The organism is Methanolapillus africanus, from assembly GCF_032714475.1.
Lineage (GTDB): Archaea > Halobacteriota > Methanosarcinia > Methanosarcinales > Methanosarcinaceae > Methanolapillus > Methanolapillus africanus.
Genome location: NZ_JAWDKD010000018.1, coordinates 250,848 through 266,168 on the forward strand (window position 1 = coordinate 250,848; position 15,321 = coordinate 266,168).

The 15,321-nt window shown below is 44.3% G+C and carries 18 protein-coding genes; 7 read left to right on the forward strand and 11 right to left on the reverse strand.

Translation table 11 applies throughout. The annotated features are described in order from the left end of the window. The first annotated feature begins 195 nt into the window (after window positions 1-195). From thiM to MsAg5_RS05695, 4 genes are all read left to right on the forward strand, one after another. Window positions 196-1,059 (forward strand): hydroxyethylthiazole kinase, encoded by an 864-nt coding sequence (gene thiM, locus MsAg5_RS05680; protein WP_338099657.1) that lies wholly within the window; start codon window positions 196-198, stop codon window positions 1,057-1,059. Then, on the forward strand, window positions 1,043-1,720 hold the full coding sequence (gene thiE, locus MsAg5_RS05685; RefSeq protein ID WP_338099658.1) for a thiamine phosphate synthase: 678 nt from the start codon (window positions 1,043-1,045) through the stop codon (window positions 1,718-1,720). The genes thiM and thiE overlap by 17 nt, the downstream gene beginning before the upstream one ends. Before the next feature lie 197 nt (window positions 1,721-1,917). Beyond that, window positions 1,918-2,442 (forward strand): adenine phosphoribosyltransferase, encoded by a 525-nt coding sequence (locus tag MsAg5_RS05690; protein WP_338099659.1) that lies wholly within the window; start codon window positions 1,918-1,920, stop codon window positions 2,440-2,442. A 43-nt stretch (window positions 2,443-2,485) separates the two neighbouring features. Next, window positions 2,486-3,184 (forward strand): TIR domain-containing protein, encoded by a 699-nt coding sequence (locus MsAg5_RS05695; RefSeq protein ID WP_338099771.1) that lies wholly within the window; start codon window positions 2,486-2,488, stop codon window positions 3,182-3,184. A 603-nt stretch (window positions 3,185-3,787) separates the two neighbouring features. On the opposite strand, the gene cobT is transcribed toward MsAg5_RS05695, so the two are convergent. The 3 genes from cobT to MsAg5_RS05710 all read right to left on the reverse strand — a co-directional run bounded on the left by cobT (window position 3,788) and on the right by MsAg5_RS05710 (window position 6,763). Continuing rightward, window positions 3,788-4,849, reverse strand: coding sequence for a nicotinate mononucleotide-dependent phosphoribosyltransferase CobT (gene cobT, locus MsAg5_RS05700; RefSeq protein WP_338099660.1), 1,062 nt, complete (start codon window positions 4,847-4,849; stop codon window positions 3,788-3,790). Window positions 4,850-5,164: 315 nt separating this feature from the next. Next, complete coding sequence (locus MsAg5_RS05705; RefSeq protein ID WP_338099661.1) at window positions 5,165-5,494, reverse strand: P-II family nitrogen regulator; 330 nt, start codon at window positions 5,492-5,494, stop codon at window positions 5,165-5,167. 57 nt (window positions 5,495-5,551) lie between these two features. Then, entirely contained in the window at window positions 5,552-6,763 is a 1,212-nt protein-coding gene (locus MsAg5_RS05710) for an ammonium transporter (RefSeq protein ID WP_338099662.1), read from the reverse strand. A 600-nt stretch (window positions 6,764-7,363) separates the two neighbouring features. Here MsAg5_RS05710 and MsAg5_RS05715 point away from each other — a divergent pair. The 3 genes from MsAg5_RS05715 to pyrG all read left to right on the forward strand — a co-directional run bounded on the left by MsAg5_RS05715 (window position 7,364) and on the right by pyrG (window position 10,504). Then, complete coding sequence (locus MsAg5_RS05715; RefSeq protein ID WP_338099663.1) at window positions 7,364-7,765, forward strand: hypothetical protein; 402 nt, start codon at window positions 7,364-7,366, stop codon at window positions 7,763-7,765. A gap of 389 nt (window positions 7,766-8,154) precedes the next feature. Continuing rightward, window positions 8,155-8,352, forward strand: a complete 198-nt coding sequence (locus MsAg5_RS05720; RefSeq protein WP_338099664.1) for a hypothetical protein — start codon at window positions 8,155-8,157, stop codon at window positions 8,350-8,352. A gap of 544 nt (window positions 8,353-8,896) precedes the next feature. Continuing rightward, the gene (gene pyrG, locus MsAg5_RS05725) at window positions 8,897-10,504 is read left to right on the forward strand and encodes a glutamine hydrolyzing CTP synthase (RefSeq protein ID WP_338099665.1); all 1,608 of its coding nucleotides are present in this window, start codon (window positions 8,897-8,899) and stop codon (window positions 10,502-10,504) included. A 699-nt stretch (window positions 10,505-11,203) separates the two neighbouring features. Here pyrG and pfdA read toward each other — a convergent pair. The 8 genes from pfdA to MsAg5_RS05765 form a co-directional block, all read right to left on the reverse strand. After that, a complete protein-coding gene (gene pfdA / locus MsAg5_RS05730) occupies window positions 11,204-11,614 on the reverse strand; it encodes a prefoldin subunit alpha (protein ID WP_338099666.1) in 411 nt (136 codons plus the stop codon). A 2-nt stretch (window positions 11,615-11,616) separates the two neighbouring features. Then, window positions 11,617-11,793, reverse strand: coding sequence for a 50S ribosomal protein L18Ae (gene rpl18a, locus MsAg5_RS05735; protein ID WP_338099667.1), 177 nt, complete (start codon window positions 11,791-11,793; stop codon window positions 11,617-11,619). Window positions 11,794-11,905: 112 nt separating this feature from the next. Beyond that, on the reverse strand, window positions 11,906-12,541 hold the full coding sequence (locus tag MsAg5_RS05740) for a translation initiation factor IF-6 (RefSeq protein ID WP_338099668.1): 636 nt from the start codon (window positions 12,539-12,541) through the stop codon (window positions 11,906-11,908). Between the two features lie 140 nt (window positions 12,542-12,681). Continuing rightward, on the reverse strand, window positions 12,682-12,957 hold the full coding sequence (locus MsAg5_RS05745) for a 50S ribosomal protein L31e (protein WP_338099669.1): 276 nt from the start codon (window positions 12,955-12,957) through the stop codon (window positions 12,682-12,684). Window positions 12,958-13,027: 70 nt separating this feature from the next. Then, window positions 13,028-13,183, reverse strand: a complete 156-nt coding sequence (locus tag MsAg5_RS05750; protein WP_338099670.1) for a 50S ribosomal protein L39e — start codon at window positions 13,181-13,183, stop codon at window positions 13,028-13,030. Between the two features lie 153 nt (window positions 13,184-13,336). Further along, window positions 13,337-13,945: a DUF7411 family protein gene (locus tag MsAg5_RS05755; protein WP_338099671.1), complete on the reverse strand. Its 609-nt coding sequence runs from the start codon at window positions 13,943-13,945 to the stop codon at window positions 13,337-13,339. Between the two features lie 133 nt (window positions 13,946-14,078). Further along, window positions 14,079-14,429, reverse strand: coding sequence for a DNA-binding protein (locus MsAg5_RS05760; RefSeq protein WP_338099672.1), 351 nt, complete (start codon window positions 14,427-14,429; stop codon window positions 14,079-14,081). A gap of 70 nt (window positions 14,430-14,499) precedes the next feature. Continuing rightward, entirely contained in the window at window positions 14,500-14,952 is a 453-nt protein-coding gene (locus MsAg5_RS05765; RefSeq protein WP_338099673.1) for a 30S ribosomal protein S19e, read from the reverse strand. Window positions 14,953-15,321 lie beyond the last annotated feature (369 nt).

Sequence of the window (15,321 nt, forward strand, 5' to 3'; positions counted from 1 at the left end):
AGTATAAAATCAAATCCAAAAATAAATCAAAAATAAATAAAAAATCAATAAAAAATCAAAAATAAATTCAAAATAATTCAAAAATAAATTTAAAAATAAAAATGATTGTTAACCACATTAACATTCATTTTTGGTTCAACATTTTTAAATAATATTGTCACAATGTTGCCGCCAGCAAATAATGAGGTGACGATTATGTTTATTCCATCCGATAAAACAAAAGCAAAAACGATCGACCATTTAGAAACGCTCCGTCTTAAAAAACCGCTTGTCCACTGCATCACCAACCGCGTCACCATCACCGAATGCGCAAACGGTCTTTTGGCGTCGGGCGCCGCCCCGATTATGGCCGAAGACCTGCGGGAAGTGGAAGACATTGTTTCGATCTCACAGGCGCTTGTCATCAATATCGGCACGCTGATGCCGCTTCAGATTGAAGCCATGCTGAAAGCCGGCCAAAAAGCCAAATCTTTAAAAATCCCCGTTATTTTCGATCCGGTCGGCGCCGGCGCGACGCCGCTCCGAGACGCTGTTTCCAAACAAATCTTAGACGACGTGAAACCGGATATTATTCGCGGCAACATGTCCGAAATCCGCGCCCTTTACGGCTTGGAAGGAAAAACCAAAGGCGTGGAAGCCGACGCGTCCGACTTTGTGACGTTTGACAACGCCGAGTCCGCCGCCAAAATCGTCGCCGGACTGGCCGAACGGTACAACTGCGTCGTCGGCGCGACCGGAAAAATCGATATTGTTTCCGACGGCAAAAACACTTATTTCATTGAAAACGGACACGAAATGCTGTGCAAAATTACAGGTTCCGGATGCGTTCTCAGCAGCCTTGTCGGCGGATTTGCCGGCGCAGCGGACCGGACCGATTATTTGACCGCCGTGGCGGCCGCCTTTGTCTTAAACGGCATGGCCGGCGAAGCAGCGTACGCTTACGTAGAAAAGACGAATCAAGGACTTGGAACGTTCCGGGAAAAAGTGATGGATTACTTGTACTTGACCGGACGTCAGGAAATGGAAGCGGGTGCCAAGATTTATGTTTTGGAAAAATAAATCCAAAAAAACGGAAAACAAAGACGGCGTTGATTATTCCGTGTATGTCATCACGGACAGCGTGATTTGTCCGCCGGAGCGGCTGCTTTTTCAAATTGAGGAAGCCGTTCTCGGCGGCGCGACCGTTATTCAGCTTCGGGAAAAAAAAGCGGATTCACTCACATTTTACAAAACCACAATCGACGTTTATGCCGTCGCCAAAAAGCATGGCGTTCCGCTCATCATCAACGACCGGACGGACATGATGCTGGCCGCCGGCTGCGACGGGCTTCATATCGGACAAAAAGATTTGCCGGCTGCCGTCGCCCGAAAACTGATCGGACAAAATAAAATTCTTGGCGTTTCCGTGTCAACGGCGGACGAAGCAAAAAAAGCAGTTGCCGACGGCGCTGATTATTTGGGTGTCGGCGCGGTTTTTCCGACCGGAACAAAAGACGACGCGGATTCCGTTTCTCTTGAAATGCTTAAAGAAATCAAAGAAACCGTCGGCATCCCGGTGGTTGCGATCGGCGGCATTTCCAAAGAAACAATTCCCAAATTGACCGGAACAAATATTGACGGCGTCGCCGTCGTGTCGGCCGTGATGGGCAGCAGCGCGCCGAAAAACGCCACGGAAGAAATCAAATCGGCTTTTGACAAAATCAGAAACGTATCAAAATAATCAAATAAAAACGAATATATTAAGAATTAAATAAAAATTTAAATTAAGATTTGAAAATTAAATCTAATTTAAATGAATCAAAATAAATGAATTAAAACAAAATGAATCAAAACAAAATAAATAAAAACAGAATGAATAAAAATTCATGACTTAAAATAAAGTTCAAAACGATAAAAACAAACCGTGTGTGTGAGAATATGGATCTGAAAGAAAAAGTTCGAATTATTGAAGATTTTCCGTTTGCCGGCATCAGTTTTAAAGACATTACCCCGCTTTTGTCGGACCCGGACGTTTACGTGGAAACGATTAACCAGCTGGAAAAGGTTGTCCAAAATCTGGATGAGAAGCCGGACATAATTGTCGCTCCGGAATCACGCGGCTTTTTCTTCGGCATACCGCTGTCGTTTAAGATGGGCATCGGATTCGCCCCGGCCCGAAAGCCGGGAAAACTGCCCTGCGAAGTTGTTTCCCAAGAATACACCTTGGAATACGGCACCAATTCGATTGAAATGCACAAAGACGCCATCAGCCCCGGAACCAAAGTGCTGATCGTTGACGATTTGATCGCAACCGGCGGAACGCTTCTCGCCACCGCGCAGCTGGTGGAAAAAATGGGCGGCGACATCGTCGGCATGATTGCGGTCATCGAGCTGACCGATATCGGCGGTCTTGAGAAATTAAAGAAATACAATCCGACGGCTTTGATTTCTTACCCGTATTAAGAAATAAAATTAAAAATTGATTTAAAAATTTGAAAGGATGATTATGACCACTTCTGTTTATTTTTGTTTTGATCCGGCTGATGCAGAGCGTGCGGAGAATGTTATTTCCGGAATCAGACCCCTGAAAACGGAATCAGAAACAGAAGCAGACGGAGAGTTGAACAGAACAACACTTTCAGATTCAGAAGTGACAGTCGTTCTCATCGGAAAGCACACTTTTGAAAATCAAAACTGTCTGGCTGAAATCAAACAAAGCTTAGAGTTGGAAAAAGCGTTTTTGGCGGTTTATTTGGACAACAAAAACGATACCAAAGCCGACGGAAAAACGCTTCTCGGCAAAAACCCGTTGGGCCTTTTTTATTTTGAATACAAAGACAAGAATATCACATTGGGAGAAGGCGCTGTCGTGATGGCCGGAAAACTCAAAAGCCGTTTCCTGAGCAAAGAAGTCAAGGCAAAGGTTTCCGATTTCACCAAATCCTACGATTACATTTTGGACAACGGTTCCGAAAACATGAGCGGCTGGATTCAAACGGAACTGAAAAAGAAGAACGATTTCTTCGCCGAATGCGATAAAATCACGCCCAAAGATTGGGACGCGGTTTTGAAATTAACGGCAAAGGGCGGCAGCAAAACGTCAGGCATGTTTTTGTATTACTATTGGCTGAAAAAACTTCAGATTGATCAAAAACAGATTGAAGCGGAAGCGGAAAAACAGATTATTTCGGACACGGAATCGTAAACGAAATCAACTTTTTTAATTTAGATTTTTCACCTGTGGTAACTGTCTTTAATCCCAAGCAAACAACCCCGCAAAATCAGACGCTTTGCGTCTGTATTTTGCGGAATCCGAACAGTAAGATACATTCCAATTTATAGTACAGATTGCACCTACAGTTAACTATTTTAAATTTAATTTGCATCTACAGTTAACTATTTTTAGATTCCGATTGCACCTACAGTTAACTATTTTGAAATTTCAGTTTGTATCTGCAGTTAACTGTTTTTAAATTCCGATTTGCACCTGCTGTTTCCAAAAATACAGTTTATTCCTCACCCAACTTGCATCTTCTGTTCACGATTTCTAAAATGTATCTGCTCAGTGGTATCCGTAAAATACAGATGCTTCGCATCTGATTTTACGGGATGGTTTACTTGGGAAATTGGAACAAGAAAAACCAAACTTTTAGCGACCGGAGGGAGCATTCGCGAAGCGAATTTACAGAAACAGACTCCCACCGCCCTTGAAAAATTCCTAGCGAAGCGACGGAATTTTTGCGCGCATGCCGCACGCCAAAAAATGAAAAATGAAAAAAAAGATTTTTAAAAAATAAAAAAGGCGGTCTTATACTTTCCCTGCTTTTAAAATGCCGCAAACGTTTTCAACTTCCTCCCGGAACTGTTGGTCAGAAACGCCCAGGAGCGCCGATAAATACATCGCACCGCCGGCGCCGGCGCCTTCTTTGATTGTTCCGGCTTCATACCGCTGGATGCCGGGCAATTTTGATTTTCCGAAACCAGGGTCGGCGATATATGATTTGAATCCGATTTCTTTGGAAAGCGCGTCAAAGTTGGCGCTTTGGTCTTCCATAACGTAACGCGTCGTCGCCAAGCAAACATTTTTCGTGTTGACGCCCGCGTGTTTTAAAACCGCAAAAACGGCGGCCATTTGTGTTCCGCCGGCCAAAACGATATGCATTTCCGGATCATATTCTTTGAATCCGGCGACAAGCCCTGCGGCAGCCGGCATCATCGGGTCGCCAAGGTAAGAAACGGCTTTCCACGGATCGTCGGACAGGCAGCCGAATGTGAGATTGTTTTTCGCCATCGCTTCACAGATGACTTGTTTTTTCAATTCCATCGGATTGATGTCGGCGCTGCTGCTGGCTTTGGCGTCGTAGCCGAGCGACATTAAAACACCCATCGCGGTTGTCGTACCGCCCGGCGTGCTTTCGCCGATCACGGGGTGGTCGGTCGCCGGCGCCAGCTCGTAGCCGATTTTTTTGGCGTTTTCAAAAATCACTTTCGGATCATGAACGGCAACACCGCTGCGGATGTCTTCGCCGGGCTTTCCGGACGTCGATTTCATGGGGATGGACGCATCCGGCAAAATCATAAGGCCGGAATTGACGAAAACGTACGGCGTTTTGGTTAAATTCAAAGCGGACCGGGTGATTACGGCCGGCGTCGGCGTGTCCAAAGGCGGCGTCATCGGCAAAACAGGAACGCTGATGATGTTTCCGGTGTGCATGAGTTCGCTGTCGCCGGCCGGCGTGTAAACGGTCAGCTCGGCCGTCTTGCCGGCCGCCGAGAGTCCCGGAATTTGAGATGTTTTCGTGTTGGATAAAACACAAATGTAAAGCGGCTTTTCAACATCTAAATTCGGTTCCGGGGTAATCCAACTCATATAACTGCTTCCTTAATCGGTTTTAAATAATTGTGACAAAGATGAAACTGAAAAATAAACAAATAAAACAATAGATAGGATATGAATAGGTTTTGATTGAATATTAATTATGCGTTCAATTTAATTGAAAATAAGTTAATTTAAATTGATTTCGAGAAATTGAAAAACAAAAATAAAATCGATCGCCGTTGTTCTAAGCGCATGAAAAATTGGTGCCGCAACGCGCGCGCATGCCGCCCGCCAAAAAAACAAACAATAAAGAAAATTTAAAAAGAGAAAAAAGAAAGAGAAAAAAAGAAAAAAGAGAGGGGAGGTTTAGTAAAAAACCTCGCCCGTCCGAATGGTAATCGCTTTTTCCACCGGCAAAACAAAAATGCGTCCGTCTCCGATTTTTCCGGATTTGGCCGCGGTCTGAATGATATCGATCACTTCATCCGCCTTCTCGTCGCAAGTGGTCATCTGGATTTCGATTTTATCAATCAAATCCACATGAACCGGTTTTCCGCGGTACTGGAGCGTGACGCCGCGCTGCTCGCCGCGTCCGCAAACGTTGTGAACGGTCATGCCGAAGTAGCCTTTTTCGCCCAACGCGTCTTTGACGGCGTCAAATTTGTCGGGACGAATGACGGCAACAATCATTTTCATATGAATCCTCCTGTTGAATATTATTTTTTCAGTCTTGTTGCTGATCGTATTTTTTCGTTAAGCCCGTTCACCGTGGTTCGAAATATCGAGACCGAGTTCTTCTTCAAGTTCGGAAACACGAAGCCCGATGGTTTTGTGAATCACGTAAGCCAAAACGTAAGTGACGACGAACGAATAGACCATAGCGGCAACGGCGTCAATGATGTTGGCGGCAAAAAGCGTAAAGTTGCCTTCGATGAGCCCGCCGGTTCCCGCAAACGCGGCCGTCGCAAAAATCCCGGTCGCAACGGCGCCCCAAAGGCCGCCGACGCCGTGAATGGCCCAAGCGTCCAAACTTTCGTCCCATTTCTTTTTCAAACGGAAGGAAAGCGCCGCGTAACAAATGACGGACGCAATGCCGCCGATGATGACGGCGGAATAGACCGGCACGTATCCGGCTGCCGGCGTAATTCCGACAAGGCCGGCCAGCGCGCCCGAAACCAATCCGACGGCACTCGGTTTTCCGTAAACGGAACTGATGAGAATCCAAACCACCGCACCGGCCGCAGCCGCAATCGCCGTGTTCATGACGGCCAACCCGGCAATGCCGTTGGCGGCCAAAGCCGAACCGCCGTTAAAGGCAAACCAGCCGACCCAGAGCAGACCGGCGCCGAGAAGCGTCAGCGGAATGTTCTGCGGGGCTGAAACCACGCGTGATGAACCGAAACCGCTGCGTTTTCCGATGACAAACGCCGCCGCCAGCGCGCCGAATCCGGCGCTGATGTGAACGACCGTGCCGCCCGCAAAGTCCAAAACGCCCATGGCGTGCGCCCAGCCGCCGCCCCACGCCCAGTGCGCGAGCGGATCGTAGACGATCGTCGTCCAAAGAAGTCCGAAAATAATAAAAGAACTGAGTTTGACACGTTCGGCAAATCCGGAAACAATAATGGCGAGAGCGATGCCCGCAAAAACCATCTGGTACGCGACAAAAGCCAAATCAGGAATACCGGAAACAATCGTGTCTTCAATACCGATGCCGGAAAGGCCGATAAAGTCGAGACCGCCGATGAAGCCGAAAAGATCATGACCGAATGCCAGAGAGTAGCCGAAAAGAACCCACTGGAGGCTGACCAAAGCCAAAGATAAGAAGCATAAGAAGATGACGGAGATAATGTTTTTCTTTCGAACCAACCCGCCGTAGAAGAGTCCCAAACTCGGAACCATGAGTGTTACAAGAGCGATGCATATTAAAATGAAGGCTGTAGAGCCGCTATCAATCAAAATTTTCACCTTTTGAATATAAACGTTATTTGTAGACGATCCGGGTTCATAATGGAAGGGACCGTTGATTTTGAAGCATCAATCTCACCTCTTGAGAAATTTTTATCCAATTTCACTGCCGTTTTTGTTCAATGTAAACCGTTTTTTTGTGTAATGTAATCCGTTTTTTGTCAATGTTTAATCCGTTTTGAGACGTTTTTGATCGTTTTGAGACGTTTTTCATTTGAACCGTTTTGAGACCGTTTTTGGATTTGTCATTACAATTCCGGCAAATTTAAACGGCAAAAAAGATGAAAACTTCGTAGTATATAATATTTTTGTCTAAAATTATATAGAATAGAGTATTAATTATAAAAACAAAATTAAAATATTTTTAATTTTTTGATGTCAATAGAATCTATTTTTGAAAAAGATATGTCATAAATTCCCATTGTCAAAAAATAATTATTCATGATAATTTAAATGAATTATTTTTGAAGGAGATCTGAAGGATTTGTCATGACAAACTGATTTTTGAAACCGTTTCATTTCCGTATATAAGTCTTCCGATTTTGATATTTTCAGAACGTATTTAACGGAGACAAGAATTTTGGATTTTGGAGGTTTATCATGAAAAAAGAAAACAAAATCGTTATTGTCTTATTTCTGACGGCTTTTTTGTCCGTCCTTTTGCTCTACGCCTGCGTTTTTGATGCCGGTTCCGGGGACGGACAGCAGCAAATCCCGGTCATTCCGACGGAAAATGATATCGGAAAAAGCGTTTACATCGAAGGAACCGTTCTGAATAAAAAAATGACGTTCAAGGGCGAGAATTTAATCATCAATATTGAAGGAAAGGATCAAACCGTTTTGATGATTTTTGTGCCCAAGTCGTCCGGTGCGGCTTCGATTTCCCAAAAGATCGGCGCGGGCGATCAAATCGGCGCCGCCGGAATTGTGGAAGAATATAACGGAACACTGGAAATCGTCTTGAAAAAAGAATCCGATTTAAGAATATTCAGAGAACAATGAAAATATTCGGAGAACAATAAAAATATTCGGAGAACAATGAAATATTCGGTGAACAATGAAATTTTATAAAAATATAAAACGTATTTTTTAAAGAATGGGCCGATATGAACGAACACCGAGCCGATATATTATATAAAAAAGATCAAAAATAAAAAAAAGATAAAATATATATCTGATAAGGAAAAATAGTCCATCGTTGTGTGAAAAAAACGCAACATTTTCAATGACCTATAATTCGACGGCAAAATGAATCATTTCGATAATGAGGGATAGATTCGAAATGTTGTTTGCCGAATGATTTCAATAATTAAGACATAAATGCCGCTTGATACGGCAGAACCGGATCTTCAAAAGAGGATTCAACAACCACAATTCAAATGGACAATTAAATGATTTATATGTTTACTTTAGATAACACAGAAGGTTTCGACCAGAAAACACTTGACAGAATGAACGCCGAAGTCCGGGATAAAATGAAAAAAATTGATCAAAAATCCAAGGACTACAAAAAAATGCACGCCGATGTCGAAGACGAGATCTTTGACAAATACTGCTTTGAACACTTTTCACCATCGATGAAATTCTGAGATTGAAAACAACCCATCTCAAATTTCTTTTTTATTTTTTTTGGCTTTTTTGATTCTTATTTTTATTTCTTTTATTTTCATAGTTATTTCATAGTTATTTTATTTGCTTTCGTTTATTATTCGTTTATTTTTTCTCTTGCGCCGGCACCGCGCACGTTATGGCAACACATTTCGTTTGGATTTCAAAAATCAAAGGGCGGTTTTTGAAAAATTCGAATAAACCGCAGACGCCAAAAAATTCAAACATTTAAAAAACAATTCCCATTAATTCAGAAAGCCAAAACAACAAGCAGTATCATATTTTTTAGTTTTAAAAAGTGAAATTCAAGCGAGAAGAAACTTTATATACCGCGAAATTAACTCTTATGCGTTCATAAAAAATAAATGAAATAATAACCGACCAAAATAAAACCCGATTCAATTCATGATAAAAATTATGTTTGAAACAGAAAGGGCAAGAGGTTTTTAAAAAACAAAAATCTCCTGTCCTTTTTTTTATTTATTTTGGCCGAATGAAATTAAATCAACAGGATGCGGAAAAATTATGAAATACATTGTCGTTACCGGCGGCGTCATCAGCGGCCTTGGGAAAGGAATCACAACAGCATCGATTGGCAGAAACCTGAAAAACAGAGGCTACAAGGTAACGGCAGTGAAAATCGACCCCTACTTAAACGTGGACGCCGGCATCATGAGCCCGCTCCAGCACGGCGAGATTTTCGTCCTCAAAGACGGCGGCGAAGTCGATTTGGACCTCGGCAACTACGAGCGTTTTTTGGACACCGAACTGACCGCCGACCACGACATCACCACCGGAAAAGTCTACCAAGCCGTCATTAACCGTGAGCGGCGGGGTGAATATTTAGGAAAAACCGTTCAAATAATCCCGCACATTACCAATGAAATCAAAGGCCGCATCCGCCGCGCTGCCGAAAAAAGCGGCGCCGAAGTTTGTATCATCGAAGTCGGCGGCACCGTCGGCGACATTGAAAGCATGTCCTTTTTGGAAGCCATCCGCCAAATGAAAAACGAAGAAAAGCATGAAAATATGAAGTTCGTGCACGTGACGCTGGCTTTTGACGACACGCAAGGCGAACAGAAAACAAAACCGACGCAGCACTCAGTCAAAGAAATGAGAACGCTCGGACTGTCGCCGGACTTCATCGTCGGCCGGGCCACCTATGCCTTGAAAAAGGAAACAAAAGAAAAAATCGCTCTTTTCTGCGACGTTCGCGAAGAATACGTCGCCAGCGCCTACAATGTACCCAACCTTTATGAAATTCCGCTGATTTTAGACAGCGAAGGCATTACCGACCATATCATTGAAGAATTGAAACTCCCAAAACTCGAACGTGACCTCGTCAGTGAGAAAACATGGAGCGACATGGTTTCAAAAATGAACGACATCAAAGAAATGCCGAACGAAGAAGCGCTTCGTCTGGCCGTCGTCGGTAAATACACCGATCTGCCCGACTCCTACATCAGTCTTTTTGAAGCGATTAAACACGGCTCAACCGCCGTCGGCGTCAAAGTCGTTTGCGAACTCATCAGTTCCGAAAAACTTGAATGCGACGACTCTTGCTTCGCCAACTTGGAATCTTTTGACGGCATCGTCGTTCCGGGCGGTTTTGGCGAACGCGGCAGCAACGGAATGCTTCGCGCCATTCGCTGCGCCCGTGAAAACGACATCCCGTTCCTCGGAATCGGCCTCGGCATGCAGTTGGCTGTTGTGGAATACGCCCGAAGCGTCGCCGGCATGGAAGGCGCGCACACAACCGAATTCAACGAAAAGACAAAATATCCGGTCGTCGACACGATTTCTGAAAACAACGACGGAACCGGCTTTGGCGGCATCATGCGTCTCGGCGAATTTGAAATGACCTTAAAAGACAGCACATTATTCAGGGACGTTTACGGCAAAGAAAAAGTTCTCGGCCGGTACAGAAACCGCTACGAAATCAACACCGATTTCGTGAAACCCTTAGAAGAAAGCGGCCTCGTCTTCTCCGGAGACATTCGCGGCGCCCCCCAAACCGTTGAGCTGCCGGACAAAAAGTTCTTCGTCGGAACCCAATACCACCCACAATTCAGATCCCGGCCAACCCGCGCCGAACCTTTGATTGAAGCGTTTGTGAGAAGCATGAAGAACTAATCGTTCTTCTCTTTTCTATTTTTTCAATATTTTTTTCAATATTTCTTTTGTTCCTGTATTTTTCAGTTTTGTTTTTTTTTGAGCGGCGCCGGCGCGCGCGTTATGGCGACACGTTTTCATGAATTTTCAGTAAAGTGATTCCTCAATTTTTTAATTAAAATAAAACTCACTCACCATTTTTTTGATATCAAGCAAACAGCCCCGCAAAATCAGACGCTTTGCGTCTGTATTTTGCGGAATCCCATCAGTAAGATACACTGATTTGAAAATTCCAATTGCACCTACAGATTACTATTTTTAAATTCCAATTGCACCTGCAACTAACTATTTTTAAATTTCAGTTTGCACCTGCAGTTGACTGTTTTTATATTTCAGCTTGCACCTACTGTTTCCAAAAATACAGTTGATTCCGTATCCAATTTGCATCTTCCGTTCACTATTTCTAAACTGTATCTGCTCAGCGGTATCCGTAAAATACAGATGCTTCGCATCTGATTTTACGGGATGGTTTTCTTGACATCGATAAAAATGAACAGTTGTTTTTTGTAAAACTTAAAATGAAAAATGATCGCCGTAACGCGCGCGCATGCCGCTCACCAAAAAAACAAACAAAACAAAACAAAACAGAAAATAAAACAAGATCAATAGAAGGAAAAAATCGAAAAAAAGAAAACAAAAAAGAAGAAAGAAGGGAATCAATCAATTCTGATTTAAAACCGCTTCAATCGACTGCATTTGTTGGACAATATTGGTCAGTGACGTGTTGAGATCTTGAAGCATTTTTTCAAGTTTACCTTTTCTGTCGTTCAAGAATCCGATCGCATCCTCGACACTCATTTCGATGTTTGCGCCGGCGCCGACACTGACAATAACCTTTGAAAAGTTCTTGATTTCGGCGTGGACAAAACAACCGGAACCGACCGGAATGACCGATTCGACGTCGTTTGTCGCCGCCTCTTTGAGACCCGTCACGGTCCGAAGGGTGCTTTCACAGCCCGCTAAAGTGTTCCGGACCATATTCATCTGGTCCTGAATCATTTCAGCGTTTCTCTGAAAGTCCTGATACTGAGCAACCAATTGACGGGCCTGCTGCTCACTGACCTGCGCCATCATTAAACCTCTTTGATGGATTCGATTTTAATGGAACGTCTCTCAAGGTGGTGTTTGCTTCCGATGGTGGAATAAACTTTGTCAAGAGCGTTCTTTTCATTCTGGCTCTCCACGGTTTTTGTGAAGGATTGCCAGAAGAATCCGGGCTTGAATTTTCCTGTAACAATATAACTTGGCATTGATATCACCGATTTTATTATTCTATACTTAATTATTTTATCATATTTGCAATGAATTGCAGATTCGATTTTCAGATTGATTATTCCGATCGATTTTTCAAAATCGTTTTCATTAATCAAATCCAAGAGCCGTTGCAATTCTTCCGAGTTCGTAACCGCTGGTTTCGGTTCCCGCCAAATATCCTTTGGAATTGGCTAAGATGCCCGAGCCGACCATCTGTGAACCAAAGTTCACGCTGCCGACCATCGGCGCAAATCCGAACAGCTCTTCCAAGAGTGCGGATTCGTCCTCGGTAATTCCCGGGCTCACCAATAGACCGTTGTTGGTCACGCAGCCGGCCATGCCGACTGTTTTGATGCCCGCGATTGTTCCGCGGCAGACGTCGATTTTGAGCGCATTTCCAATGAACTCAAGCACGTTGTCCGCAACGTCGGGATGAACCAAGCCGGCAGTATCGTTCGCCAAGACCAAGTTTCCGACGGCGTTTAATTTGCCGGGAAGCGTGTGAAAAGCAAAACCGGTTTGCTTTTCCAAGGCCTTCGTGTCCGCTCTTCCCGGAATGATAAATCCGTTGGAATTGCCGCGGCACAAAGAGCCGACCAAAACGCTGTCGTTGACCAGACAGGAGTGAACCGGAACAGAGAGCCTCTTTTGAATCAGCTCGACCGCTTCCGGCGTCGTTCCTTTCGGGACCAAACAGACGTCTTCCGTGCAGGTGGAAAAAACCCCGATGACAGGGGTATCCATAATGTTAATCGTTTGTATTGTCATAATTCTCTTTAATTTTGGATAAGTCAAAATTAAAACGACGACAAACCAACAAACAAATGAAATGTGGGTCAAGAATTTTTGTAAAATTCTTTGACGTTCAGCTCATCTGTGTTCGTTTAAGAGTTCTCAGACAACTCAGCCTGGACCTCGCCGTCCGCGTATTTTGCGGCTCTGACGCGGATGAACGACGGCGGCTTTTGGTTGCCTCTTTCCCAGATGCGTTCGTTGATGGATTTGTCGATTTTAATTTTGTCGGATTCGACTTTCATGTGCCGTTCAAGGTATTCCCGAATGATGGACATCGCTTTGTTGGCTCTCTTCCATTTGGGCACCGCCTTCACATCCCGGAGCGGGATGGTGTAAATTTGTTCTTTGACAATGTCTTCTGCCATTTAATCACCTGATTATTGTAATGATATTACTGAGATATTCCTGATATTTCATTCACAAAAGATTGAAAAATTACTTCAATCTCATGCTGGATCTTCTCCAGTGGCGTCTCTTGGGGTGTGAAGTCACATTTCTCTTGGTCTTGATGATGACCCAGACCGGCACGCGGGCGTTTTGAACGTGCGCCTTTGCTAATCTTTTCTTTTGTCCTTTCAGATTTCTGCTCATAAAAAAACACCTTCTAGGGGTTATTTCATAAATTTAATTGAATAAATTATTTAATTAAATTATAAATTGAATAATGAATGATTGAATTGTCGAATTGGATCGATATTGATTGACTGTTACAGACATTCATTTTTGATTGACTGTTACAGACATTCATTTCCGGATTCTGGAAATGACCCGCGATTGCTTGTGAGATTTGGGAAACAGCTTATGTGTTGCTTCTTCTCCGATTTCGCCGTACAAATATTCCCGAAGCTCAGCCTCGTAATCGCATTTGAGCATAACGGCGCTTTCTTCTTCCGTAATGACCAAATTGGATTCGATCATTTTGTTGATGGCCGCGCGCCCGAATCCCATAAGGGGGCTGCAATAGAGAACTTTGTTTTTGGCTTCGAAACTTTGAATTTCGGGAAGCGGCACGTGGGGAACACGGTCGTCCCGGCGAAGTCCGTCGGCAATCATGGATACGCCGTCTGTTTTGGCAAGCATTGTCAAAACGTGGCGGTGAATGTCGTTGATCGCATTGTTCGGAAAGCCGTCTTTCACGGCAGTTTCCGCCGCCGCTTTTAAGACGCTGACATCCGGTTTTAAGATTTGATGCGGGAATCCGAGTTCTTGGGCGATATCCGCCGCGACCGTTCCGGTCGGCAGAATACCGAAATTGCAGGTGACCAACTGAATGTCAAAGAACGGCTCAAGGATAATGGCTGACAAAGAACTGTCTTTTCCGCCGCTGAATAATACGTGAGCTTTTTCTGTCATAACATTTCTCCATTTCTGTTTTTTGAATTTTGGTTTTTTAATGGTTTTGATGTTGATTTTGGTTTTTGACGTTGGTTTTTGATGGGTTTTGTTTTTGCTGCAATCTTTTTTTGGAATTCGGACCGCTTTTTTCTTAAACGCGCTTGATGGATGTTTCGCGTTTGGGCGGTTGAATTTGCGTCAACAGCTGTTTCAATTGTTCGTCGTCAATCATGTTTTGAATGCGGCCGCTTTGCGCCAGTGAAATGAGCTGCATTTCAAGCTGTTCGACCAGGGCCGGGCGAGACATGCGAAGCGTGGTCAACCGTTCGCGGGCTTCGGGCGTTAAAATCTTCCGGAGAAGCTCTTGTTTTCGAGCGTCCATTTCTGATTTGGCCTGTTCCTGCTGATAGGCGGCTTGCTCGGGGCTCATTTGAGCCTGAGCCTGTTGTTCTTGCATTTGTGCAAGTCTTCGACGTCTGATTTCTTCAAGCTCGTTGTCCATATTCAAAACTCCTTTTCAATTCAAATCGGTACAATTAGTACAATTGGTACAATCGATACGTATTCCGTGATTAGTAGTTTTTAAGTCCCGGGTATTTCTCGAGGAGTTCGCCTTTCAATTCGTAGGCGGTGTTGTCGAGAAGCGCCCGTCCGGGGCCTGCGACGACGCGGCCTTCTTTGTCGGTTTTAGCGACATAGCCGGCGGCTTCGAGTTGTTGAAGGGCTTTTCTGATGATGGAGCCGCTTCCTTTGGCACGGTGGTACGGTTTGGATCCGCGGTCTTGTTTGCCGCCGTAGATGGAGGAAAGTCTTTCCACGCCGACGGGGCCGTCTGTGTAAATCATCCGGAGGATGGCGGCGCAGCGAATGAACCACCAGTCTTCTTGGACCGGCGGGAATTCTTTGTGAACGCCGGTTTTGACGTATTCTGCCCACTCGGGCGGGACGATTTTGTCGTTTTCTTTCAATTTCTCCGCAACCTTCGCGATTAACTCGGCTGCCGGAACATCGTATGCTGTTGTCATAAATAATCTCCTTAAATTTTTATAATCTGAATTTGTCCGAAATATAAAGTCAATATCGGATAAACAACCGCGACAAAAAGAGCATGAAAAAGCAGTCCCAAAAAGGGTCAATAGGAGTCACTTAAATGGCAGTCCGCAATTTTTTGCATGTGAACTGAGACGGTCAACCGACAATCATAACGCAGTGCAAAACTGCTGTTACAACCGAAAAGTGTTCAAACCAACCTGATGTTGATTTTCGGTTACCGTGATACGACAAGTCGTACCGTTTAAATTCAACTCCCCGCTTTTCTTCTTTTGAAGTCATCGGTTCGTTCGGATTATATTTGTTGTCTAATACGACGCTGGCTGAAGTATCAAACGCTTATG